This is a genomic window from Burkholderia sp. MSMB1835 (assembly GCF_001526365.1).
Taxonomy (GTDB): Bacteria; Pseudomonadota; Gammaproteobacteria; order Burkholderiales; family Burkholderiaceae; genus Burkholderia.
In genome coordinates, this window is record NZ_LOYP01000015.1 from 11,716 (window position 1) to 33,884 (window position 22,169).

Annotated in this window: 19 protein-coding genes; 9 read left to right on the forward strand and 10 right to left on the reverse strand. The window is 70.3% G+C overall.

The window, feature by feature from the left end:
* The first annotated feature begins 60 nt into the window (after positions 1 to 60).
* Both WS96_RS34765 and WS96_RS06640 read left to right on the forward strand, forming a co-directional pair.
* Positions 61 to 1,113, forward strand: a complete 1,053-nt coding sequence (locus WS96_RS34765) for a tetratricopeptide repeat protein (protein WP_306454027.1) — start codon at positions 61 to 63, stop codon at positions 1,111 to 1,113.
* A 68-nt stretch (positions 1,114 to 1,181) separates the two neighbouring features.
* Complete coding sequence (locus WS96_RS06640) at positions 1,182 to 1,607, forward strand: helix-turn-helix domain-containing protein (protein ID WP_059783812.1); 426 nt, start codon at positions 1,182 to 1,184, stop codon at positions 1,605 to 1,607.
* Between the two features lie 148 nt (positions 1,608 to 1,755).
* Here the strand turns inward: WS96_RS06640 and WS96_RS06645 are convergent, their stop codons facing one another.
* Positions 1,756 to 2,637: a helix-hairpin-helix domain-containing protein gene (locus WS96_RS06645; RefSeq protein ID WP_059831374.1), complete on the reverse strand. Its 882-nt coding sequence runs from the start codon at positions 2,635 to 2,637 to the stop codon at positions 1,756 to 1,758.
* Positions 2,638 to 2,818: 181 nt separating this feature from the next.
* Positions 2,819 to 4,354, reverse strand: a complete 1,536-nt coding sequence (locus tag WS96_RS06650; protein ID WP_059831376.1) for a sigma-70 family RNA polymerase sigma factor — start codon at positions 4,352 to 4,354, stop codon at positions 2,819 to 2,821.
* A 297-nt stretch (positions 4,355 to 4,651) separates the two neighbouring features.
* Between WS96_RS06650 and WS96_RS06655 the strand changes: the two genes are divergently transcribed.
* Positions 4,652 to 5,074 carry a hypothetical protein gene (locus tag WS96_RS06655; RefSeq protein WP_034205033.1) on the forward strand — a complete coding sequence of 141 codons (423 nt, stop codon included), beginning with the start codon at positions 4,652 to 4,654 and terminating at the stop codon, positions 5,072 to 5,074.
* A gap of 33 nt (positions 5,075 to 5,107) precedes the next feature.
* Positions 5,108 to 6,016, forward strand: a complete 909-nt coding sequence (locus tag WS96_RS06660) for an SH3 domain-containing protein (RefSeq protein ID WP_059831378.1) — start codon at positions 5,108 to 5,110, stop codon at positions 6,014 to 6,016.
* Between the two features lie 119 nt (positions 6,017 to 6,135).
* On the opposite strand, the gene ilvD is transcribed toward WS96_RS06660, so the two are convergent.
* The 5 genes from ilvD to WS96_RS06685 all read right to left on the reverse strand — a co-directional run bounded on the left by ilvD (position 6,136) and on the right by WS96_RS06685 (position 13,834).
* Positions 6,136 to 7,995 carry a dihydroxy-acid dehydratase gene (gene ilvD / locus WS96_RS06665; protein WP_059831380.1) on the reverse strand — a complete coding sequence of 620 codons (1,860 nt, stop codon included), beginning with the start codon at positions 7,993 to 7,995 and terminating at the stop codon, positions 6,136 to 6,138.
* 386 nt (positions 7,996 to 8,381) lie between these two features.
* Complete coding sequence (locus WS96_RS06670; RefSeq protein WP_059831382.1) at positions 8,382 to 9,404, reverse strand: Ldh family oxidoreductase; 1,023 nt, start codon at positions 9,402 to 9,404, stop codon at positions 8,382 to 8,384.
* A complete protein-coding gene (locus tag WS96_RS06675) occupies positions 9,397 to 10,989 on the reverse strand; it encodes an aldehyde dehydrogenase (NADP(+)) (RefSeq protein ID WP_059831383.1) in 1,593 nt (530 codons plus the stop codon). Before WS96_RS06675 ends, WS96_RS06670 begins: the two co-directional genes overlap by 8 nt.
* Positions 10,990 to 11,061: 72 nt before the next feature.
* Entirely contained in the window at positions 11,062 to 12,687 is a 1,626-nt protein-coding gene (locus WS96_RS06680; protein ID WP_059831385.1) for an APC family permease, read from the reverse strand.
* Positions 12,688 to 12,913: 226 nt separating this feature from the next.
* Entirely contained in the window at positions 12,914 to 13,834 is a 921-nt protein-coding gene (locus tag WS96_RS06685) for a dihydrodipicolinate synthase family protein (RefSeq protein ID WP_059831386.1), read from the reverse strand.
* A gap of 250 nt (positions 13,835 to 14,084) precedes the next feature.
* On the opposite strand from WS96_RS06685, the gene WS96_RS06695 reads away from it, so the two are divergent.
* The 4 genes from WS96_RS06695 to WS96_RS06710 all read left to right on the forward strand — a co-directional run bounded on the left by WS96_RS06695 (position 14,085) and on the right by WS96_RS06710 (position 17,767).
* Positions 14,085 to 15,017: a 4-hydroxyproline epimerase gene (locus WS96_RS06695; protein WP_059831647.1), complete on the forward strand. Its 933-nt coding sequence runs from the start codon at positions 14,085 to 14,087 to the stop codon at positions 15,015 to 15,017.
* Positions 15,014 to 16,141 carry an NAD(P)/FAD-dependent oxidoreductase gene (locus WS96_RS06700; RefSeq protein ID WP_059831390.1) on the forward strand — a complete coding sequence of 376 codons (1,128 nt, stop codon included), beginning with the start codon at positions 15,014 to 15,016 and terminating at the stop codon, positions 16,139 to 16,141. Before WS96_RS06695 ends, WS96_RS06700 begins: the two co-directional genes overlap by 4 nt.
* A gap of 127 nt (positions 16,142 to 16,268) precedes the next feature.
* Positions 16,269 to 16,502, forward strand: a complete 234-nt coding sequence (locus WS96_RS06705; RefSeq protein WP_059831392.1) for a 2Fe-2S iron-sulfur cluster-binding protein — start codon at positions 16,269 to 16,271, stop codon at positions 16,500 to 16,502.
* Positions 16,499 to 17,767 carry an NAD(P)/FAD-dependent oxidoreductase gene (locus tag WS96_RS06710; protein WP_059831393.1) on the forward strand — a complete coding sequence of 423 codons (1,269 nt, stop codon included), beginning with the start codon at positions 16,499 to 16,501 and terminating at the stop codon, positions 17,765 to 17,767. Before WS96_RS06705 ends, WS96_RS06710 begins: the two co-directional genes overlap by 4 nt.
* Before the next feature lie 70 nt (positions 17,768 to 17,837).
* Here WS96_RS06710 and WS96_RS06715 read toward each other — a convergent pair whose 3' ends face one another.
* From WS96_RS06715 to WS96_RS06725, 3 genes are all read right to left on the reverse strand, one after another.
* Positions 17,838 to 18,116: a hypothetical protein gene (locus WS96_RS06715; RefSeq protein ID WP_059783792.1), complete on the reverse strand. Its 279-nt coding sequence runs from the start codon at positions 18,114 to 18,116 to the stop codon at positions 17,838 to 17,840.
* 96 nt (positions 18,117 to 18,212) lie between these two features.
* Positions 18,213 to 19,541 (reverse strand): cytochrome-c peroxidase, encoded by a 1,329-nt coding sequence (locus WS96_RS06720; RefSeq protein WP_082720209.1) that lies wholly within the window; start codon positions 19,539 to 19,541, stop codon positions 18,213 to 18,215.
* A gap of 53 nt (positions 19,542 to 19,594) precedes the next feature.
* Positions 19,595 to 21,058, reverse strand: coding sequence for a metallophosphoesterase family protein (locus WS96_RS06725; RefSeq protein WP_059831397.1), 1,464 nt, complete (start codon positions 21,056 to 21,058; stop codon positions 19,595 to 19,597).
* 165 nt (positions 21,059 to 21,223) lie between these two features.
* Here WS96_RS06725 and WS96_RS06730 point away from each other — a divergent pair, with 165 nt between their 5' ends.
* Positions 21,224 to 22,072, forward strand: coding sequence for a class I SAM-dependent methyltransferase (locus WS96_RS06730; protein ID WP_059831398.1), 849 nt, complete (start codon positions 21,224 to 21,226; stop codon positions 22,070 to 22,072).
* Positions 22,073 to 22,169 lie beyond the last annotated feature (97 nt).

A 22,169-nucleotide genomic window follows, 5' to 3' on the forward strand; every position in this document is an offset into this window, starting at 1 on the left:
CGGGCGTACCGGTTGCAACCACAACAAAGAGAACACTGAGAGATGACCGAGGCACGACGAATGGGCCGGAAAGCCCGTATTGCGATTCTCATTGCGCTCGCGCTGGTATTGATCGTCGGGGGCGGTACCGCCTGGCTCGGGCACGACGATGCGCCTGGGACGTTCGACGCGGCGATGGCGAAGGCGAAGCGCGGCGATCTGGACGGCGAATTCAGCGTCGCGCTGATGTACGAGCACGGCGACGGCGTCGAACGGAATCCCGCCGAAGCCGCGAAATGGTACCGGCGGGCCGCCGATCAGGGCGACGCGGCGTCGCAGAACAATCTCGGCACGCTGTACGAAACCGGCATCGGCGTCGAGCAAAGCCGTGCGGAGGCCGTGAGCTGGTATCGGCGCGCGGCCGCGCAGGGCAATGGGGATGCGTTGTGCAATCTCGGCCGCGCATACGAGGACGGCGAAGGCGCGCCGCAGGATAGCGCGGAAGCGGTGCGGCTCTACCGGCGCGCGGCCGAACAGGGCCTGCCGCGCGGGCAACTGTATCTGGGGCTGATGTACGACGCCGGGACCGGCGTGCCGCAGGATGTCGCGGAAGCCGCCAAATGGTATCGGCGCGCGGCCGATCAGGGCGAGCCGCAAGCACAGAACGCCCTCGGTTACCTGTACGACAGCGGGCGCGGCGTGACGCAGAGCGACACCGAGGCATTCAAGTGGTACCGACTCGCCGCGGAACAGGGCGACGCGAACGCGCAGAACAATCTCGGCCTGATGTATGAAAACGGGCAGGGCGTGCGCAAGGACGACGCCGAAGCGGCGAGATGGTATCGGCTCGCTGCGGCCCAAGGGGCCGCGACCTCGCTGTTCCGGCTGGGCGTGCAGTACTACGCGGGTAGCGGTGTCGCATCCGATCCGGTCGCCGCGAACGCGTTGTTGAGCCTGGCGGCCGCCGCAGGCGAGACGCGCGCGCAACAGTACCTCGATCAGGGCGCGAAGCTCACCGCGCCGGCCGATATCGAGAAAGCCGCCAGGCTGAGGGCCGCGATGAGCCGGCCGGGCAACCTGCTCGACGCGCTCGATCGCCACGAGGAAACGGCGCAGCGCGGCGACGGCGGCTGATTCCACCGGGCTTGTCTTCGTGAAGTCGAGCGACTATCTTGCAACTTCAAGTTCACTTGAGGTCAAGCATGAGCCGACTGGACATCGCGGACGTGGCGCGGCGCTCGGGATTGCCCGCGTCGACGCTGCGTTACTACGAGGAAAAGGGGCTGATCGTACCGATCGGCCGGCACGGGCTGCGGCGGCAGTACGACGCGTCGGTGCTGGAGCGCCTGGCGTTGATCGCGCTCGGCCGGGAGGCCGGTTTCTCGCTCGACGACATGCTCGCGATGGTCGGCGGCGACGGTCGGCCCGCGATCGATCGCGCGAAGCTCGATGGCAAGGCCGACGAGCTCGACCGCACGATCCGCCGTCTCGGCGCGGTGCGCGATGCGCTGCGGCATGCGGCCGTGTGTCCGGCGGCGAACCATCTCGAGTGCCCGTCGTTCCAGAAGCTGCTGCGCATTGCCGCGCATCGTCGTCCGGCACGCCGCGCGAAGGCGGAAAGCGCGTAGGCGGCGAGCCTGCGCGAGGGCGGGCGTAGCGGTAGCGATTCGACGGGAGGGGGGGACGTGGCGACGTAACGGGTGCGACGTGCCCGTTACGTCAAAAGGGACGCCGCTCGAGCCGCCCTCGACGTCGGCAAAACCGTTGACGCATGACTCACCCTGCGTAATACACGCGGCATTCCATCTCGCGCCCGCGCACGATCCGCTTGCCGACGAGCGCGCCGTACGTTTCGGTGAAGACGGTGCGCTGGTGCTCGCACTGCACGGCGTCGTAGAAGTAGAGCGAGACCCAGTCGGTCGGGCGCCCGGCTTCCGGCGTGCGCATCGCGGCATGCTGGCTTAGCACCGTGAAATGCCAGCCGCCCTTGGTCATGTGCATGACGGGCGGCGGCATGTAACCGTCCGCGTTCAGGCGCCGGTGCGTGAGCCTCGGCAGCACGCCGGCGGCCGCCTTGTTGCGGTATTGGCGGTCGATGTAAAGCAGCAGTTCGACGGGCGGTTCCGTGCCGGGATCGGCGTTCTGCATGTGACCTTGCCAGCGCCGGCGGCGACTCAGCACGTCGTCGAGTGCGGCGCGGATGCCGGCCGCGCGGCGCGGGCCGACGCCCGCGATCGTTTCGAGCTGGCCGTTGCGGGCCGCGCGTTCGAGCTCTTCCAGCGTGTCGATGTGCAGTGCGTCATGAATGCGCAGCGCGAGCGCGTGGCCGATGCCCGGCACCGCGTCGAAGGCCGACGCGCGTTCCGCATCGCCGCGCAAGCGATCGAGCTGGCGCCAGCGCCCCGTCACCAGCAGCTCGGCGATCGCCTGCGCGACGCCCGCGCCGATGTCGGGCAGCGCGCCGAGCGCCTCGACGCCGCCGGTTTCGAACACGCCGCGGATGTCGCGCTCGAGCGCGTCGACGGTATCGGCCGCCGCACGGTACGCGGCGACCCGGTACGGGTTCGCGCCCTGGTCGACGAGCCACTGCGCGGCCTCGCGCAGGCAGGCCGCGATGGACCGGTTTTCCTCGTACGTCTGGCTAACGGTCGACTGCATGGCGAGGGGCCCGGAAAGCACAAACGGAATGGACGCGGCGAGCGACGCGCCGGTCGGCTGTCAACCATTGTGGCGACGCGCAACGAAGAAAGTTTGATGCGCGTCAATGACAAACGTAGCACAGGCGCGCAGCGCACGGTCGTGCCGGAACGCGGCACGATCGGCGCTGCGCTCGATGCGGTCAAGCGTCGAGAAACGACTGCGCGTTCTCGGCCTCGGCGGCCGTACGCAGCGCGGCGAGCGCCCGTTTCTCGATCTGCCGCACGCGCTCGCGCGACATCCCCGCATCCTGCGCGATCGCGTCGTAGGTGTCGGGCTCGGCGCCGCCGAGGCCGAACCGCCGGCGCAGCACGTCGGCCTCGGTCGGCGTGACCGACCGCAGCAGCGACCGCACGCAGTCGCGCATGCGCGTGTCGGCCAGTTGCTCGAACGGGCTGGCCGAGGCCTGATCCTCGATCAATTCCACGAGGCCGGTGTCCGCGTCGGGCAGCGGCGTGTCGAGCGAGACGGGCTCGGCGGGCAGCGCGAGCACCGCGCGCAGTTTGTCTTCGTCGAGGCCGGTTTCGGCCGCGAGCTCGGCCGGCGTGGCCCGTCGGCCCGTGCGCTGGCGAAAGCGCAGCGCATGCCGCTGTACGCGCTGGTACTGATCGCCGACGTGCACCGGCACGCGAATCGTGCGCGAGCGATCCGCGACCGCGCGCGCGATCGCCTGGCGAATCCACCACGTCGCATAGGTCGAGAACTTGAATCCGCGCCGGTATTCGAATTTCTCGATCGCGCGCATCAGGCCGAGACAGCCGTCCTGCACGAGGTCGGACAGGTCGACGCCGCGGTTCAGGTACTTGCGCGCGATCGACAGCACGAGCCGCAGGTTCGCCTCGAGCATCGCACGCGTCGCGTCGCGCACCTTCTGCTGGCCGTCGCTCAGTGCGGCTGCGAGCGCGCGCCGGGCGACCGCGTCGAAGCACGCCGCGTCGGCCGCCGACGGATCGTGAGGGGCGGCCGCGAGCGCGCGGACCGTCCGGCTCGCGTCGTCGACAGCCGGCGCGACCCACGAGAGCGAACCGAGCAGGGCGGCCACGTGGTTGCGCGCGTCGCGGTATTCGGCCGACCGGCTGCCATGCGCATGCAATGCGCCGCGCAGCGCCGACACCGCTGCGTGCAGCGCATCGTAGCGGGCGGGCGCGGACGCACCGGCGTCGTCGTCATCGGGCGAGCCGGTCGAGCCGGCGCTGCCCGTCGCGCGATGACGCTCGAGCAGCGCGTCGACCGCGGGCGGATAGCCGGCAATCGCGTGCAGTACCTGATGGCGACCCGTTTCGATCTCGCGGGCGAGCACGATTTCGCCTTCGCGCGTGAGCAGCGGCACCGCGTGCATGCGGCGCATGTAGAGCGCGAGCGGGTCGGTCGATGCGCTCGTGCCGCGCGCGAGGTCGCCGAGCATGGCCCGGCCTTCGTCGAGCGCGTCGCGATCGACTTCGACCGGCGCCGCGCCGGCGAACGGCGCAGGCACGGCCGGCTCGTCGAGTACCGCGATGCCGATGTCGGCAAGCGCGGCGCGCACGACGTCGAGCGCGTCGGGGCTGTCGCTTTCGGGCGGCAGCGCGTCGACGAGGTCGGCGTGCGTCAGATAACCCTGCTCGCCGGCGAGCGCCAGCAACTGAATGATCGGATCGAGCGGTGTGTCCGCCCGGGAAGTGGGGCGTGGCGTAGTCATGTCGATGGCGGCGCGAGCCGCGTTCCTGTCTGGGCGGGCCGAAGCTCGCCGGTTTGCGGGTGCCGGTGGATCGCGGACGCCCGTCCGCGCCGGTCAGCCCGACATCGTTCAAGTTGAGGGCATTTGCGCCAACTTCAACGTCGGCGCCGCCGACGGCCCAGCACGCGGCGTGCCTGCTTCGCCGGTCGGGGCAGGAAACAAAAAGTAACCGATCATACGCGCGGAAATCTGCAGGGGACGTAAGCTAGAGTCAGGCGCGCGCCCGGCGGCGGCGCGCGGATTCTGCCGGAGTACGAGATGAACCCCATTTCCGCCGCGAGGCCCGCCGCCGTCGCGCTGGCCGCACTGGCGCTTGGCGGCTGCTACTACACGAGCCCGTACGGTTATGCACCTTATTACGCGCCGGTGCCTGCCGCGGTGACGCAGCGCGACACGCCAGTCGCAACGGCCGCACCGGCGCCGGCTCCGTCGACCGTGCCGCAGGCGCAGGTCGACGCCGACACGGCGGTGCCGGTGTATGTCGCCCCGGCCTACGTGCCGCCGCCGTATCCGTATTACTACCCGGCGTACTACTCCGGCTGGTACGGGCCACCCGTGACGATCGGCTTCTGGGGCCGCTGGGGCGGCGGATACTGGGGCGGGCGCGGCGGGTACTGGCATCGTCCGTGGGGCGGCGGTCATTGGGGTGGCGGTCACTGGGGCGGTGGCCATCGCCACTGACCGGCGCGCGTCGGCGCGACGCGGGAGAGCATCATGAGGAACACGATTGTCCGAAGTCTGTGCGTCGTCCTGGCCGGCCTCGCGGCCGCACCGGGCGTCGCCGACGCGCAGAGCAGCGCTTACACGAATTCGCCGGCCGAGTTGTATGCCGGGCCTGCGCCCGATTATCCGGTGGTCGCGCAGATTCCGCCCGGCACCGCGCTGGACGTATTCGGCTGCCTGAGCGACTACACGTGGTGCGACGTCGCATTGCCGGGCGTGCGCGGCTGGATCGATGCGCAGTTGCTCGACTATCCCTACCAGGGCAGCTACGTGCCGTTGCTCGAATATGGCGCGATCATCGGCGTGCCGGTGACCGGGTTCGCGATCGGCGCGTACTGGGATCGCTATTACCGGCACCGCCCGTGGTATCCCGACCGCGATCGCTGGGCGCATCGTCCGGAGCCGAGGCTCGGTCCCGGCGGCGTGCCGCCGGGGCAAGGACGTCCGCAACCGGGCGTGCCGATGCAGGTCGCGCCGGGCGGCCCGCCGCCCGTGCACGACACGCGGCCGTCGGCGACGCGCGGCGGCTGGAACGGCGCGAACCGCGTGCCGGCGCCGGCGGCACCGGCACCGACGCCGATGCCGGGCGGGATGGGCAACGCGCGTCCGGCCAGCCCGCCGGCGCAGACGCCGATGCCGGGTGGGATGGGTAATGCGCGCCCGCCCAGCCCGTCGGCGCCGACGCCGATGCCCGGTGGGGCGGGTAATACGCGTCCGGCCGGCCCACCGCCGGCGGTGCTGCGCCCGCCGCCTGCGCCGGGCGGAGAGAGTCGCGCGATGCCGCCGCCGGTACGTCAGGGAGGCGGGGGCGGCGGTTATGCACGGCCGCAAGGCGGCGGAAACGGTGGCGGCAACCACGGTGGCGGCGGGGGTGGCGGCCCCGACGAACTCCGTCACTGACGGGGCCGCACCGCGGGTGCTCCGGGCGCCGGACGAAAAAAAGCCGCTCCGAAGAGCGGCTTTTGGATCGGGCAAGCGGGGCGAGGTAAGGTGCTACCGGTCGCCGGTCGCTCGCGGCATCAGTCGTCGAGCAGCGACAGATCGCGCACGGCGCCCTTGTCGGCCGACATGACGAGCTTCGCGTACGCCTTCAGCGCCGCGGACACCTTGCGCGGGCGCGGCTGCGCGGGCTTCCAGCCCTTCGCGTTTTGTTCTTCGCGGCGGCGCGCCAGCTCCTCGTCCGACACCAGCACGTCGATCGTGCGATTCGGAATGTCGATGCGGATCCGGTCGCCGTCGCGCACGAGGCCGATCGCGCCGCCCGCTGCCGCTTCCGGCGAGCAATGGCCGATCGACAGACCCGACGTGCCGCCCGAGAAACGGCCGTCCGTCAGCAGCGCGCACGCCTTGCCGAGCCCCTTCGACTTGATGTAGCTGGTCGGGTAGAGCATCTCCTGCATGCCCGGGCCGCCCTTCGGGCCTTCGTAGCGCACGATCACCACGTCGCCGGCCTTGACCTTGTCGTTCAGAATGTTCTCGACCGCTTCGTCCTGCGATTCGGTCACGTGCGCCGAGCCTTCGAACACGAGGATGCTCTCATCGACGCCGGCCGTCTTCACCACGCAGCCGTCGAGCGCGATGTTGCCCGTCAGCACGGCGAGGCCGCCTTCCTTCGAGAATGCGTGCTCGTACGAGCGGATGCAGCCTTCGGCGCGATCGAGGTCGAGGCTCGGCCAGCGCGTGTCCTGGCTGAACGCGACCTGCGTCGGGATGCCGGCCGGGCCGGCCAGGTAGAACGTGCGCACGGCTTCGTCCTGCGTGCGGACGATGTCCCACTGGTCGAGCGCATCCTTCAGCGTCGGCGCGTGCACGGTCGGCACGTCGGTGTGCAGCTTGCCCGCACGGTCGAGCTCGCCGAGGATCGCCATGATGCCGCCGGCGCGGTGTACGTCCTCGATGTGGTACTTGTTCGTGTTCGGCGCGACCTTGCACAGCTGCGGCACGATGCGCGACAGGCGATCGATGTCCTTCATCGTGAAGTCGATGCCGGCTTCCCGCGCGATCGCCAGCAGGTGCAGGATCGTGTTGGTCGAACCGCCCATCGCGATGTCGAGCGTCATCGCGTTCTCGAACGCCTTGAAGCCGACCGAGCGCGGCAGCACGCGTTCGTCGTCCTGCTCGTAGTGCTGGCGCGTCAGTTCGACGATGCGGCGGCCGGCGCGCTTGAACAGTTGTTCGCGATCGGCGTGCGTGGCGACCACCGTGCCGTTGCCGGGCAGCGACAGGCCGAGCGCTTCGGTCAGGCAGTTCATCGAGTTCGCGGTGAACATGCCCGAGCACGAGCCGCAGGTCGGGCATGCCGAGCGTTCGACTTCGGCGACGTCGGCATCCGAATACGACTGGTCGGCCGCGATCACCATCGCGTCGACGAGGTCGAGCTTCTTCAGTTCGACGGTCTTGGTGACCGGGTTCGCGAGACGCGTCTTGCCGGCTTCCATCGGGCCGCCCGACACGAAGATCACCGGAATGTTCAGGCGCATCGCGGCCATCAGCATTCCCGGCGTGATCTTGTCGCAGTTCGAGATGCACACCATCGCGTCCGCGCAGTGCGCGTTCACCATGTATTCGACCGAGTCGGCGATGATGTCGCGGCTCGGCAGCGAATACAGCATGCCGTCATGACCCATCGCGATGCCGTCGTCGACCGCGATCGTGTTGAATTCCTTCGCGACGCCGCCGGCAGCCTCGATCTCGCGCGCGACGAGCTGGCCGAGATCCTTCAGGTGCACGTGCCCGGGCACGAACTGGGTGAACGAGTTGACGACCGCGATGATCGGCTTCGAGAAATCGTCGTCTTTCATGCCGGTGGCGCGCCACAGCGAGCGCGCACCTGCCATGTTGCGGCCGGCGGTAGAGGTTTTGGAACGGTAAGTGGGCATGGTGATGGCTGAAGAAATATCGCGGGAAAAGGTGGGGGCTCGGGAATAAAGGCCCCTCTCGCGCCCGTGCGAACAACCTCTTGAGCTGCGCCCTGGGCAAACTCGACGATTATCCCACAGCCGCCGGGCCGGCGGCGCCGGCGGGAGCGGGCGAGCGGCGTGGGCGGTGTGCCGGGCGGCGGTCGAGTGCAACGCGTGCTCCAAGTTCGCCGAGTTCGCCGAGTTCGCCGAGTTCGCCAAGTTCGCCAAGTTCGCCAAGTTCGCCAAGTTCGCCAAGTTCGCCAAGCTCGCCGAGTTCGCCAAGCACGACGCCCGATGCAGGCCATTGCCGGCGGAGCCGCCCGTCCCGCCGACGATGAAGCCGCACCGTGCCGCTCGATCGCGCATCAGTCGAGCAGCGTCAGGATCTCGTCGTACAGCGCCTTCGGAATCCGCACGCCGTTCGCGATGCTGCGCGCGCGGGCGTCGAAGCGCCGTTGCGACGGCAGCCGCGCGCCCTGCGCGACGATCGATTCGAACATCCGCTCGGCGCGCGCGAGCCCCGCGTCGAGATCGTCGCCGAGAAACACCTTCGGATCGAACGCGATCACGAGTTCGCCATGGCAGGGCGTCGCGCCGACGCCTTCGTCGAAGTCCATCGATTCCCGGCTCGTCATGTCGCCGATCAGCGCCCCGCCGAGCAGCTCGACCATCGCCGCCAGCGCCGAGCCCTTGTGGCCGCCGAACGTGCGCATCGCGCCTTGCAGCGCGGCCTTCGGGTCGGTAGTCGGCTGGCCGTCCGCGTCGATCGCCCAGTGCGACGGAATCGCCTTGCCCTGTTTCGCGTGCAGCTCGATGTCGCCGCGCGCGATCGCGCTCGTCGCGAAATCGAACACGAACGGCTCGCCGCCCGGGCGCGGCCACGCGAACGCGATCGGGTTGGTGCCGAACACCGGTTCGCGGCCGCCTTCCGGCGCGACCCAGCTATGGCTCGGGTTCATCGCGATGCCGACCAGCCCTTCGGCGGCGATCGCCTCGACCTCGGGCCACAGCGCGGAGAAGTGGTAGCAGTGGTTGATCGCCATCGCGGCGATGCCGTGCTGCTTCGCCATCTCGACGAGTACCGGCAGGCCGGTTTCGAAGCTCAGCAGCGAGAAGCCGCGATGCGCGTCGACCGCGACGATCGACGACGACAGCCGGCGCAGCGTCGGCACGGCCTGCGGATCGACCTTGCCCTTCTTCAGCGAGCGCACGCACACGAGCAGCCGGTACACGCCGTGCGAGTGGCACTCGTCGCGCTGGCCCTGCGCGATCACGTTGGCGATGGCCCGCGCATGCGCGTCGGACATCCCGTTGTGCGTCAGCACGCGCAGCGCGAGCGCGTGGACTTCATCGAGCGACAGGACGACTTCGGCAGGGCGCTCAGACATGGTTCACCTCGCGCGGGGCGGGCACGCCGTCGATGCGTTGCGGCACGTGCAGCGGATTGCTGCTGCGGATCGCATCCGGCAGCAGCGCGTCCGGCACGTCCTGGTACGACACGGGGCGCAGGAAGCGCTCGATCGCGCGTGCGCCGACCGACGTCGTGCGCGTGTCGGACGTCGCCGGGAACGGGCCGCCGTGCACCATCGCGTGGCCGACCTCGACACCCGTGCCGAAACCGTTGACGAGGATGCGACCGGCCTTGCGTTCGAGCGTCGGGCGCAGCGCGGCGAACAACGCCGCGTCGCCGTCGGCCAGATGCGCGGCGATCGTCAACTGGCCTTCGAGCGATTTCAGCACGCGATGCAGCGTGTCGGCGTCCGGGCAGCGCACGATCAGCGACGCAGGGCCGAACACTTCGTCGCGCAATTCGCGATGCGCGACGAATGCGTCGGCGGACGTCGCGAACAGCGCCGCGCGGGCCTGGTGACGGCCGCCTTCCGCGCCTTCGGCGAGCAGCTCGACCGCATCGTGAGCGCGCAGCGCCGCGACGCCTTGCGCATAGCTCGCGTGGATATCGGGTGTCAGCATCGTTTGTGCGGCCGCCGCGCGCAGCGCATCGGCCGCCGTGGCTTCGAATGCGCGCAGCGCGGCGCCGTCGATCGCGAGTACGAGGCCCGGGTTCGTGCAGAACTGGCCGGCGCCGAGCGTGAGCGACGCGACGAACTGCGGTGCGATGGTGTCGTGACGGGCGTCGAGCGCGGCGGGGCACAGCACCACCGGATTGATCGAGCTCATTTCCGCATAGACGGGGATCGGCTCGGCTCGCGCGGCCGCGATATGCATCAGCGCCACGCCGCCGCGGCGCGAGCCGGTGAAGCCGACCGCCTTGATGCGCGGATCGGCGACCAGTGCCTGGCCGATCTCGCGCGATGCGTCGAACAGCAGCGAGAACACGCCGGCCGGCATCCCGCATTCGCGCGCGGCCTGCTGGATCGCGCGGCCGACGAGCGCCGACGTGCCCGGATGCGCGGAATGCGCCTTGACGATCACCGGGCAGCCGGCCGCCAGCGCCGACGCCGTGTCGCCGCCGGCCACCGAGAACGCGAGCGGGAAGTTCGACGCGCCGAACACGGCCACGGGCCCGACCGCGACGTTGCGCAGGCGCAGGTCGACGCGCGGCAGCGGCTTGCGCTCCGGGCGCGCCGGGTCGATGCGTGCGTCGAGAAACCCGCCGTCGCGCACGAGCGACGCGAACAGCGCGAGCTGGCCGACCGTGCGGCCGCGTTCGCCTTCGATGCGCGCGCGCGGCAGCCCCGTTTCGACGACGCAGCGCTCGATCAGGTCGTCGCCGAGCGCCATGATGTGGCGGCCGATCGCGTCGAGGAACGCGGCGCGCGCGTCGAGCGACGTTTCGCGATACGTGTCGAACGCATCGTCGGCGAGCGCGCACGCCGTTTCCAGGTCGTGCAGGCTCGCGCCGCCGAACGCCGGTTCGAGCGGTTCGCCGGTGGCGGCGGCGAGCGCGTGGAAGGAGCCGTTCTGTCCGGCGACGGCCGATTGGCCGATCAGGAGCTGACCTGTGAGTTGCATGGTTTTCCTCGGAAAAAAGCGGGGCCGGGCGTGCTGCGCCCGGCCGATGGAAGGGGAAAGGGCGCGGGCGCGTCAGTCCTCGTCGTCGTCGAGTTGCAGCTTGTCGGCGCGCACGCCGGTGTGAGCGCCCCAGTAGTAGATGACGAGCGCGACGGCCGCGACGACGGCCGTGTCGTACGGATGCGCGAGCCGGCCCGTGCCGCCGAAGCCGCCGAGATACGACAGCACGATCATCGCCGCATAGAACGCGATCAGCCACGCGGACGAACGCACTTGCTCGGCGAGGCTCAGGTGCGCGGTCGGCACCCAGCGGCGGCACGCGAGATAGATCGCGAACATCGCGATCTGCAGGCCGAGCAGCCAGGACACCGTGCTCCAGCCCGACCAGTAGACGATCAGCGCGGCGATCACGAACGACGCGGGGCCGGTGATGCCGAACGCGCTGGCGCGGAACGGTCGCGGCAGGTCGGGCGCGGTGCGGCGCAGCGCGGCGACCGACACGGGCGCGACCGCATAGCTGAGCACCAGCGCGGCCGACACGATGTTGATCAGCGCTTCCCATGACGGGAACGGCAGCGTCCAGAAGATCGCCAGGCCGAACGTGAGCCACAGGCCCGCGCGCGGGATGCCCGACGCTTCGTCGACGCGCGTGAACACCTTGAAGAACGTGCCCGTCTTCGCCCAGCCGTAGACGACGCGCGGCGTCGCGTTCATGTAGATGTTGCCGCAGCCGCTCGGCGAGATCATCGCGTCGGCGACGACCATCACCGCGAGCCAGCCGACGCCGAGCGCGAGGGCGATGTCGCGGTACGGCAGCGAGAATGCCTTGCTGACGTCGTGCCAGCCGGCGGCGAGCATCGCCGTCGGGATGCTGCCGATGAACGCGAGTTGCAGCAGCACGTAGATCAGCGTCGACAGCAGGATCGACAGGATCAGCGCGATCGGGATCGTGCGCTGCGGATTGCGCACCTCGCTCGCGACCGACACGATCGGCGTGAGCCCGAGATACGCGAAGATGATGCCGCCGGCCGACACGGCCATCTCGATGCCCGGCATGCCGAACGGCGCGAAGCCGTGCACGGTCAGGTTCGCGGGCTTGAAGAACGCGAACAGCACCGCGATCACCGACAGCGGCACGATGAACTTGAAGAGGCTGATGATGTTGTTCGCCTTCGCGAACGTCTTCACGCTCGAATAGTTCAGGTAAAAGAAGAAGCACAGCAGCGCGGCCTGCACGAGCCAGCCGAGCGTGGTCGGGTCGCTCGACCCGACGACCGTCAGGCCCGGAAACCACGCGGCCGCGTACTGGCGCGCGGCGACGACTTCGATCGCGATCAGGCTCGAGAAGGCGATCAGCGTGATGAAGCCCATCAGGTAGCCGAGCAGCGGGCCGTGCGAGAACACCGGGTAGCGGACCACGCCGCCGGCGCGCGGCAGCGCGGCGCCGAGTTCGCAGTAGACGATGCCAAGCAGCAGCACCGCGAAGCCGCCGAGCAGCCACGAGAAGATGCCGGCCGGCCCCGCGATCGTCGACACGTGACTCGCGGCGAACAGCCACCCCGAGCCGAAAATGGCGCCGAGACCGATGAACGTGAGATCGGTCAGCGACAGCTGTTTCTTGAACTTGCCGTGACCCGCGCCGGGATGCGCGGAACGGGAAAGCGGGACGGACGGGTGAGCATTGCCTTGGCCTGGCATGGGCGTGTCTCCTGGGGAATGTCGGTGCAGGCGCGCGTGGCGCGCGCTCCGACGGAGCAGCGCGCACGCCTGCCGGCCGGCGTCGCCCGGTTCGAACGACCGGGGCGGGCCGCGGCCCGTTCACGCGCGGCGCGGGCGGGCGCCGGGGCGTGCGGACCCGTGGGCCATGCCGGACCGCGGACGGCGACGCACCGGGCAAACCCGCGCGCCGCCGCAGGGGCGTCGATCAGAGACCGACGTCGGGCAGCGCAGGGCGCGTGTCGAGCGCCTTCGCGACGATGGCCTTCACTTCCGCGAGCGTGTCGCCTTGCAGCGCGAGGCGCGGCGGACGCGTGACCGCGCTGCCGCGGCCGACCAGTTCCTCGCACAGCTTGATGCACTGCACGAGGTCCGGGCGCGCGTCGAGGTGCAGCAGCGGCATGAACCAGCGATACAGCGCGAGCGCTTCGTCGAAGCGCTTTTGCTTCGCGAGGCGGAACAGCGTCTCGCCTTCCTTCGGGAACGCGTTCGACATGCCCGACACCCAGCCTTCGGCGCCGACCGCGATGCTCTCGACCACGACGTCGTCGAGGCCCGCGAACAGCACGAAGCGATCGCCGACCGCATTGCGCAGGTCGATGAAGCGGCGCGTATCGCCCGACGAATCCTTGAAGCAGACGATGTTCTCGCAATCCTGCAGCGCGATCAGCACGTCGGGCGTCACGTCGTTCTTGTAGATCGGCGGGTTGTTGTAGACCATCACCGGCAGGTCGGTACTCGTTGCGACCGCCCGGAAGTGCGCGGCGGTTTCGTGCGGCTTCGCCGAGTACACGAGCGCGGGCATCACCATCACGCCGTCGACGCCGACGCGCTGCGCTTCGCGCACCGTGTTGCGCGCGAATTCGGTCGTGAATTCGGCGATGCCGGCGATCACCGGCACCTTGCCGCCAGCCGCGTCGCGTGCGGCTTCGATGACCTGGAGCTTCTCGCTCGTCGACAGCGACGTGTTCTCGCCGACCGTGCCGCAGACCACGAGGCCCGACACGCCGTCGTTCACCAGGTTCTTGACCACGCGGTGCGTGGCGTCGATGTCGAGGGAAAAGTCCGGCTTGAACTGGGTGCTGACGGCCGGGAAAACCCCGGTCCACTGAATGGCTTTGCGGCTCACTGAAATCTCCTACGTTCGTATCGGTCGGCCGACGGTGTGTCGGTGTGGCAACCAGTATCGCCGCGCAAACGCCCATCACGCTTGAGTCGTATCGCGGAGCAAAATGACGAAATCGGCACAGCGGCCGGCGAGGGCGCGAAGGGCGTCTCGCACTATGCCGATTTCGTCGTCGTCCTCATCGAAAAGCCACAAGCGGACGGACGCGCGACGGAGGAAGCTATGCTCCTTTCCCCACTTCGGACAGCTCATGATGAAGCGCATCCAGATCATCGATTCGCACACGGGCGGCGAACCCACTCGGCTCGTCGTGTCCGGTTTTCCGTCGCTCGGCAACGGCACGATGGCCGAGCGACGCGACGTGCTCGCGCGCGAGCACGACCGTTACCGCACCGCGTGCATTCTCGAGCCGCGCGGCAGCGACGTGCTGGTCGGCGCGCTGCTGTGCGACCCGGTAGCGGCCGACGCGGCGGCCGGCGTGATCTTCTTCAACAATAGCGGCTATCTCGGGATGTGCGGGCACGGCACGATCGGCGTCGTGCGCACGCTGCATCACATGGGACGCATCGCGCCCGGCGTGCACCGGATCGAGACGCCGGTCGGCACCGTCGAGGCGACGCTGCACGACGACCTGTCGGTCAGCGTGCGCAACGTGCCCGCGTATCGCCACGCGCAGGGCGTCGAAGTTGACGTGCCGGGATACGGCCCCGTGAAGGGCGACGTCGCGTGGGGCGGCAACTGGTTCTTCCTGATCAGCGACCACGGGCAGCGCGTCGCCGGCGACAACGTCGCGGCGCTCACCGCGTATGCGTCGGCCGTGCGCGAAGGGCTCGAACGCGCGGGCATCACCGGCGCGAACGGCGGCGAGATCGATCACATCGAGCTGTTCGCCGACGATCCCCGGCACGACAGCCGCAGCTTCGTGCTGTGCCCGGGCCTCGCCTACGATCGTTCGCCGTGCGGCACCGGCACGAGCGCGAAGCTCGCGTGCCTCGCGGCCGACGGCAAACTCGCGCCGGGCGCCGTGTGGCGGCAGGCGAGCGTGATCGGCAGCGTGTTCCACGCGAGCTACGAACTGGCCGACGGCGGTATCGTGCCGACGATTCGCGGCAGCGCGCACCTGAGTGCGGAAGCGACGCTGTTGATCGACGAAGACGATCCGTTCGGCTGGGGCATCGGGTCGTGAGCGAAACGAAGACCGACGTCGTCGTGATCGGCGCCGGCATCGTCGGTGCGGCGTGCGCGCACGAGCTCGCGCAGCGCGGGCTGCGCGTGCTCGTCGTCGACGACGCGAGCGGCGGCGCGACCGGCGCGGGCATGGGGCACCTCGTCGCGATGGACGACAATGCGGCCGAGCTCGCGCTGAGCCATTACTCGATCGAATTGTGGCGCGCGTTGAGCGGCGAGATGCCCGACGGCTGCGCATACCGCAACTGCGGCACCCTGTGGCTCGCGGCCGATGCGCACGAGATGGATCTCGCGCGCGCGAAGCAGGCGACGCTCGCCGCGCACGGCGTGGCCGGCGCGCTGATCGACGCGGCGGCGCTCGCGCAACTGGAGCCGATGCTGCGCGCGGGCCTCGGCGGCGCGCTGAAGATTCCGGGCGACGCGATCCTTTATGCGCCCGTCACCGCGAACTGGCTGCTGCAGCGCGCGCCGCGCGTCGCGCTGCGCCGCGAGCGGGCCGTCGCGGTCGATGGCCCGAGCGTGACGCTCGCGAGCGGCGACGTGCTGCGCGCGGAGCGTGTGGTCGTCGCGAACGGCGTGGCGGCGCGCACGCTGCTGCCCGAATTGCCGCTGCGCCCGAAAAAGGGCCATCTGCTGATTACCGACCGCTATCCGGGCCAGGTATCGCACCAACTCGTCGAGCTGGGTTATGCGGCGAGCGCGCATGCGAGCGACGGCACGTCGGTCGCATTCAACGTGCAGCCGCGGCCGACCGGCCAGTTGCTGATCGGCTCGTCGCGCCAGTTCGACACCGAGGATGCGCAGGTCGAGCCGCCCGTGCTCGCGCGCATGCTGCGCCGCGCGGCCGGCTACCTGCCGGATCTGGCCGACCTGAACGGCATCCGCGCATGGACGGGTTTTCGCTCCGCGAGCCCCGACGGCCTGCCGCTGCTCGGCGAGCACCCGGCGCGGCCGGGCGTATGGCTCGCGGTCGGCCACGAAGGGCTCGGCGTGACGACCGCGCCGGGCAGTGCGCGGCTCGTCGCCGCGCTGATGACCGGCGAGCGGCCGCCCATCGATATCGAACCGTATTTGCCGGGACGCTTCCTGACCGCGTCCCCCGTAGCCGGAGCGCTGACATGAAACGACCCCCACGCGCACTTCGTTCGCCGTTGGCCGGAGTGGGCGCTTCGGCGCTTACTCCGTTCCTATGCAAGGCGCCCCCCAAGGGGGCGGTCAGCCTCCTTGGGTCGGCCCGGCGGAGGCTGACATGATCATTCATCTGGACGGCCGCGCGCTGACGGTGGCCGACGGTGCGACCGTCGCGGCCGCCGTCGCGGCGAGCGGCGACGACACGACGCGCGTGTCGTGCACGGGCGCGGCGCGAGCGCCGTTTTGCGGGATGGGCATTTGCCAGGAATGCCGGATGACGATCGACGGCCGGCACCGGTTGGCGTGCCAGACGCTGTGCCGCGACGGCATGCAGGTGGAGCGCACGCGATGAAACAGGAACGATTGAGCGTCGACGTCGCGATCGTCGGCGCGGGGCCGGCCGGGCTGTCGGCCGCGCGGGCCGCCGCGCGCAGCGGCGCGACCGTCGCGATCGTCGACGACAACCCGCGCGCGGGCGGGCAGATCTGGCGGCGTTCGGCTGCGGCCGCACCGACGCCGGCCGCGGCCGAACGCCTCGCGATACTGCGGCAACCGAACGTCACGCATCTCGCGGCGACGCGCATCGTCGCCGAAACGCAGCCGCGCACGCTGCTGCTCGAGGACGACGAGCGCGGGCTGCTGCTCGATTTCCGGACGCTGATTCTCTGCTGCGGCGCCCGCGAGCTGCTGCTGCCGTTCCCGGGCTGGACGCTGCCCGGCGTGACCGGTGCAGGCGGCTTGCAGGCGCTGATCAAGTACGGGCTCGACGTGCGCGGGCAGCGCACGGTGATCGCGGGCAGCGGGCCGCTGCTGCTGGCGAGCGCGGCGACGGCCCGGCAGGCCGGTGCACGCGTATCGCACGTGCTCGAACAGGCCGCATGGAGCGACGTGGCCGGCTTCGGCGCGGGGCTGTGGCGCTGGCCGTCGAAGCTCGCGCAGGCCGCGAAGCTCGTCACGTCGGCGTATCGGCCCGCTGCGCACGTCGTCGAGGCCTTCGGCGACGTGCGGCTCGAACGCGTGCGGATTCGCCAGGGCCATCGCGAATTCGACGTCGACTGCGACCGGCTCGCGTGCGGCTTCGGCCTCGTGCCGAACACCGTGCTGCCGCGCCATCTCGGCTGCCGGGTCGAGAACGGCGCGGTGGCGGTCGACGCGCATCAGCGTACGAGCCGCGACGGCTATTTCGCCGCGGGCGAATGCACGGGCGTCGGCGGCAGCGAGCTGGCAATGGTCGAAGGCGAAATCGCGGGCTACGCGGCGACCGGGCAGACCGCGCAACTGGCCGAGCTCGTCGCACGGCGCGCGCACTGGCAGGCGTTCGCGGATGCCGTCCGCGAGCGCTTCGCGATCCGGGAACCGATCCGCCGGCTCGCGCGGCCCGACACGGTGCTGTGTCGTTGCGAAGACGTGCGGTTCGATGCGGTCGCACGGGAGCCGGGCTGGACGGCCGCCAAACTGCAGTCGCGTTGCGGGATGGGCGCGTGCCAGGGCCGCGTGTGCGGCGCGGCCGCGCAGGCGCTGTTCGGCTGGGCGCCGCCGGCGCCGCGCACACCGCTCGTGCCCGCGCGGGTCGGCACGCTGATGCTCGACGGCACGGAGGCCTGCGACGGCGCATGACGCGTGCGGGCTTGCGAATACGCGAGCGCGCCGGCCGGACACGGTACCGAAGCGGCAAGCCGCCGCCATTTCATCGGCCGACCGCGTGCGTGGCGAGGTGCTGGCGGATCAGCGACAGGTAACGATCGCCGACCGAGAAATCCCGGGCCGCACGCGGCCGGGCCGGAGCCGGCCGCAGCGTGGCCGGCGCGCTCATGCCCAGATACCGGCACACGGCGGACGGAAAGGGCTTGCGCGTATGCCCGAGCTGACGCGCCGCGCGCTCGACGCGGGCATCGCCGACCTGGGCACGAAGCCACGCCAGCACTTGGCGATCGGTGTCGTTGACGATACGGACCAGATGTTCCATCGCGCACCTCACTGTTCATAAATACAGTACTGTAAATATAACCAGTAGTTGCGGTAATCGCAAGCGGTGGCGCGTCGACCGGCCGTTCGGCCAGGGTCAGCGCGCCGGTGCGGCGGTGCGCGCGATCCGCGCGTCGGGCGCGGCCGACGCGGCACGGCCGGTATAGCGCGCGTCGGTCAGCGTGCCGAGGAACGCGACGATGTCGTCGATTTCCGCTTCGGTCAGCGCGGGCGGCGTGCCGGGCCGGCGGTTCATCGGCGTCGAGTTGACGTTGATGTTGCCGCGATAGGCGGCCGGCACGTCGTCGAACGTCTTGGCGCCGCGATACCAGAAGCCGGGATCGGTCGAGCGCGTGTTGTAGAACGCGACCGCGTCGCGCAGCGTCGTGAACACGCCGTTGTGCATGAACGTCTGCTTGATCGCGACGTTGCGCAGCCCGGGCGTGCGCAGGTAGCCGCACCATTGCGTCGGTTCGGGCCAGCGCAGCCGCCGCGCGGTATCGCACAGCCCGTTGTCGAAATGGCGCGGATCGCGGTTCGCCGGCAGCGCGCGGTTGCGCGGCACCGCGATCGCGTCGTAGCCGAAATCGGTGAAGAGCGAGCGTTCCGGGCGGCTCGACGTGTCCGACAGCGTATGGCAGGTCATGCAATTGCCCTTGTCCGGATTCCGGAACAGCGCGAGGCCGCGCATCTCGGCCGGCGCGAGCGGCGTGCGCGTGCGCAGGAACGCGTCGAAGCGCGACGTGAACGGCGCCATCTCGTCGCTCTGCAGATAGGCTTCGACGGCCGAGCCCAGCGCGCGCACCAGTTGCTCGGGATCGCGCCGCACCGGCGCGCCGAAGCGCGCGGCGAGATCGGGCGCGAGTTCGGTTGCATCGACCTTGCGCAGCAGCGCGGCCGGCGACCGGTTGTTCATCTCGTTCGGATCGAACAGCGGCCCGCGGATCTGCTCGGCGAGCGTATCCGCGCGACCGTCGCTGAACAGGCCGCCGAACGGCGACGGAGCCGGCGCATCGTCGTCCTGGTAGAAGTGGCGGCGCGGCACGTAGCGCACGTACAGCAGCGACGGCGCATTGCGTCGGCTGAAGCGCCCGGGCCGGCTGCCTTCCGGCACGCCGGGCCCCGCGAGCGACGCGGCCGACAGTGTCGGCGCGAACGCGCGGCCCGGATCGTGGCAGCCCGCGCACGACATGCCGCGCGGCTCGGACAGCCGCGGGTCGAAGAAGATCCGGCGGCCGAGCGCGACGAGCGTCGGGTCGGGCGCGAAGCGGGCGGTGGCCGCGTCGATCTTGCTCGTCACCTGCGGCGTGCCGTTGCCGATCGTGTCGACGACGCGCGAAGGCGGCGCGCCGGGAAGCAGGACCGTTTCGGCAGGCGCGGCGTGGGCCGCGAGCGTCAGGCCGGCGAGCACGGTCGCGGCAAGCATGTGCAGCGTCTGCCGGCCGCGCCCGCCGTGGCCGTCGCATCGAACTGCTTCCGTCACGGCGCGATGAACCCCGTCTTGTCGCAGGCGAGCGTCGTGCCCGACTGGTTGCACGACGCGAGCCGCTTGCCGGCCGCCGAATACGCATGGAACACCCAGCCCGTCGCCGGTGCCGGGTTGCGCTCCATGATCAGGAAACCGAAGCTGTTGTTGTGCGAAAGCCGCTCGATCACGGCGCCCGGCGCGGGCGTCAGGCCGGCCGGGAATGGGTCGGGCAGCGCGACGTCGAGGTTGTCGCCGCCGTTGCCGGAGACGATCGTCGCCGGGTGCCCGGACGAGAAGTTGATCGCCTGGAAATCGTGCACGTGGCCGTGCAGCGCGACGTGCACGCCCGGCGGGTAGTACGCCTGCGCGTTGAGGCTCGACATCACCGACTGCAGCGCGAGGTTGCCCGGCGCCGGCGTGCTGCCGGCGATCGGCGCGAACGCGAGGATCGGGTGATGGTTCGTGAAGATCGTCGTCGTCATGCCGGGCTTCGACGCGAGCGAGGCGACCGTCTGGAACTGCTTCTGGTAGATGCCGAACTGCGCGTCCGTCGTCTTCAGCGGGCTGCGGCCGACCTTCGCGGTGTCGAACACGATCACCTGCGAGCCGCCGCCGAGCGAAACCGCATAGGGCTCCGAATAGTTCGCGCTGTTGTCGTTGGCCGGATCGTCGCACGAACGTGCGGCCGAATACGGGCGCGGGTCGAGGAAACGGAACCAGCCCTGGCCCGCGCGCGCGCATTCCTCGTGATTGCCGCGCACGACCACCCACGGCGCCTTCGCGAGCAACGGCGCGGCCGGGCGGAACAGGTCGGCCTGCCACGTATCCCAGCCATAGCCCCACGGGCTGTCCTTGCAGCCGGCGATGTCCGGCGGGCACGCGTTCTCGCGATAGTGGTAGTCGCCGACGTGCAGCACGAGATCGGGCGACAGCTTCGCGACGCTGGCCGCGATCGTGTCGAGCGGCCAGACCGCGGCGTCGTTGCACGCTTGCCATGCGTTGTCGGCCTTTTTCATCCGGCAGCCCGTGTCGGCGATGATCGCGATGCGCTGCGGCTGCGCTTTCGGCAGCGGCAGCGTGCGGCCCGCGACGCTGGCCGCCTGCGCGCTGGCCGGCAACGTCGCCTCGCAGACGGACACCGGGAAGCTCGACGGTTTCGAATCGGCCGGGTCGCTGGCGGTCGGCCGCTGGGCGACGGTCGCGGCGCCCGCGCGCAGCGCCATGCGCGACAGCTTGCCGTCGACGGTCAGTTGCGGGCACGGCGAATCGCCGGCCGACGCGGGCGTGTAGTTCGTGATGACGCGCGCGATCGCCTGGTTCGCATCGCCGATCTCGACCCAGGCGGCCTGGACGTTGACCGACGCGCTGGCCGGATCGTCCGGCGTATCGATGTGATTCGAGCACGCGGACAACGCGGCGAGGGCAACAAGAGGGGCGCAGCGCACGAGCAGCGCGCGCGTGATGAATCGTCGCATGGGAGGGGGCGGCACCGTAGGAAAGTCGTCAACGATACGCAGCGCGAATGTAAGAAATGTGAAAAACGGGGGGGGGGACGGGGCGCACGCTGGCGGCCTTGACTTCAAGCCGGCTTGAAGTAGCACAGTCCGGTCCGTCATCAATGAATCGGAAGGGGATCGACGATGGAAGCCAACCGGCCCAACGAAGCGCAATCGGCGCTATGGAACGGTCCGTCGGGGCGCGCATGGGTCGATGCGCAGGCGGCGCTGGACCGGATGTTCGCGCCGTTCGAAACGCTGCTGGCGGATGCCGCGGCGGCGTCGTCTGCAAGCAGCGTACTCGATGTCGGCTGCGGCACGGGGGCGGTCACGCTCGCGATCGCGCGGCGGCTCGGTGCGAACGCGCAATGCACGGGCATCGATATTTCGGCGCGGATGATCGACGCCGCCCGGGCGCGCGCCGAACGCTGCGGCCTGCGCGCCCGCTTCGTGTGCGCGGATGGGCAGACGCATGCGTTCGAGCCGACGAGCGTCGACCTGATCGTGTCGCGCCTCGGCGTGATGTTCTTCGACGATCCGGTGCGGGCGTTCGCGAACCTGCGGCGGGCGGCGCGCCCGGGTGCGCGGATGCGGTTCGTCGCGTGGCGTGGCGCGGCCGACAATCCGTTCATGACGACGGCCGAGCGGGCGGCCGCGCCGCTGCTGCCGAACCTGCCCGTGCGGCAGCCCGGCGCACCGGGGCAGTTCGCGTTCGGCGACCGGCAGCGGATCGCATCGGTGCTGTCGGACAGCGGCTGGGCCGACGTCGCGATCGAGCCGGTCGACCGGGCGTGCGTGCTGCCGGAGCCTGCGCTGGACGACTACATTGCCCGGCTGGGCCCGGTAGGCCTCGCATTGCTGGAGACGGACGAAGCGACGCGGCGGTGCGTGATCGACACGATGCGCGCGGCGTTCGAGCCGTACGTGCATGGCGCCGAGGTGCGTTTCGATGCGGCTTGCTGGCTCGTGACGGCGCGCGCGCCGGGCGCATGACGTGTGGCGTGCCGGCAGCGGATCAGGGCGGGACGGCGGCCCGTTCGCCCCGAGCGTGACCGTGCCCGCGTGACGAAGCGGGTGGTGCGGCGCGCGG

What these genes read in the sequence shown, in the direction of transcription:
- WS96_RS34765 (WP_306454027.1), top strand. Translation starts at nt 61, where the DNA reads ATGGGCCGGAAAGCCCGTATTGCGATTCTCATTGCGCTCGCGCTGGTA.
- WS96_RS06640 (WP_059783812.1), top strand. Translation starts at nt 1,182, where the DNA reads ATGAGCCGACTGGACATCGCGGACGTGGCGCGGCGCTCGGGATTGCCC.
- WS96_RS06645 (WP_059831374.1), bottom strand. Translation starts at nt 2,637, where the DNA reads ATGCAGTCGACCGTTAGCCAGACGTACGAGGAAAACCGGTCCATCGCG.
- WS96_RS06650 (WP_059831376.1), bottom strand. Translation starts at nt 4,354, where the DNA reads ATGACTACGCCACGCCCCACTTCCCGGGCGGACACACCGCTCGATCCG.
- WS96_RS06655 (WP_034205033.1), top strand. Translation starts at nt 4,652, where the DNA reads ATGAACCCCATTTCCGCCGCGAGGCCCGCCGCCGTCGCGCTGGCCGCA.
- WS96_RS06660 (WP_059831378.1), top strand. Translation starts at nt 5,108, where the DNA reads ATGAGGAACACGATTGTCCGAAGTCTGTGCGTCGTCCTGGCCGGCCTC.
- ilvD (WP_059831380.1), bottom strand. Translation starts at nt 7,995, where the DNA reads ATGCCCACTTACCGTTCCAAAACCTCTACCGCCGGCCGCAACATGGCA.
- WS96_RS06670 (WP_059831382.1), bottom strand. Translation starts at nt 9,404, where the DNA reads ATGTCTGAGCGCCCTGCCGAAGTCGTCCTGTCGCTCGATGAAGTCCAC.
- WS96_RS06675 (WP_059831383.1), bottom strand. Translation starts at nt 10,989, where the DNA reads ATGCAACTCACAGGTCAGCTCCTGATCGGCCAATCGGCCGTCGCCGGA.
- WS96_RS06680 (WP_059831385.1), bottom strand. Translation starts at nt 12,687, where the DNA reads ATGCCAGGCCAAGGCAATGCTCACCCGTCCGTCCCGCTTTCCCGTTCC.
- WS96_RS06695 (WP_059831647.1), top strand. Translation starts at nt 14,085, where the DNA reads ATGAAGCGCATCCAGATCATCGATTCGCACACGGGCGGCGAACCCACT.
- WS96_RS06705 (WP_059831392.1), top strand. Translation starts at nt 16,269, where the DNA reads ATGATCATTCATCTGGACGGCCGCGCGCTGACGGTGGCCGACGGTGCG.
- WS96_RS06710 (WP_059831393.1), top strand. Translation starts at nt 16,499, where the DNA reads ATGAAACAGGAACGATTGAGCGTCGACGTCGCGATCGTCGGCGCGGGG.
- WS96_RS06715 (WP_059783792.1), bottom strand. Translation starts at nt 18,116, where the DNA reads ATGGAACATCTGGTCCGTATCGTCAACGACACCGATCGCCAAGTGCTG.
- WS96_RS06720 (WP_082720209.1), bottom strand. Translation starts at nt 19,541, where the DNA reads ATGCTTGCCGCGACCGTGCTCGCCGGCCTGACGCTCGCGGCCCACGCC.
- WS96_RS06725 (WP_059831397.1), bottom strand. Translation starts at nt 21,058, where the DNA reads ATGCGACGATTCATCACGCGCGCGCTGCTCGTGCGCTGCGCCCCTCTT.
- WS96_RS06730 (WP_059831398.1), top strand. Translation starts at nt 21,224, where the DNA reads ATGGAAGCCAACCGGCCCAACGAAGCGCAATCGGCGCTATGGAACGGT.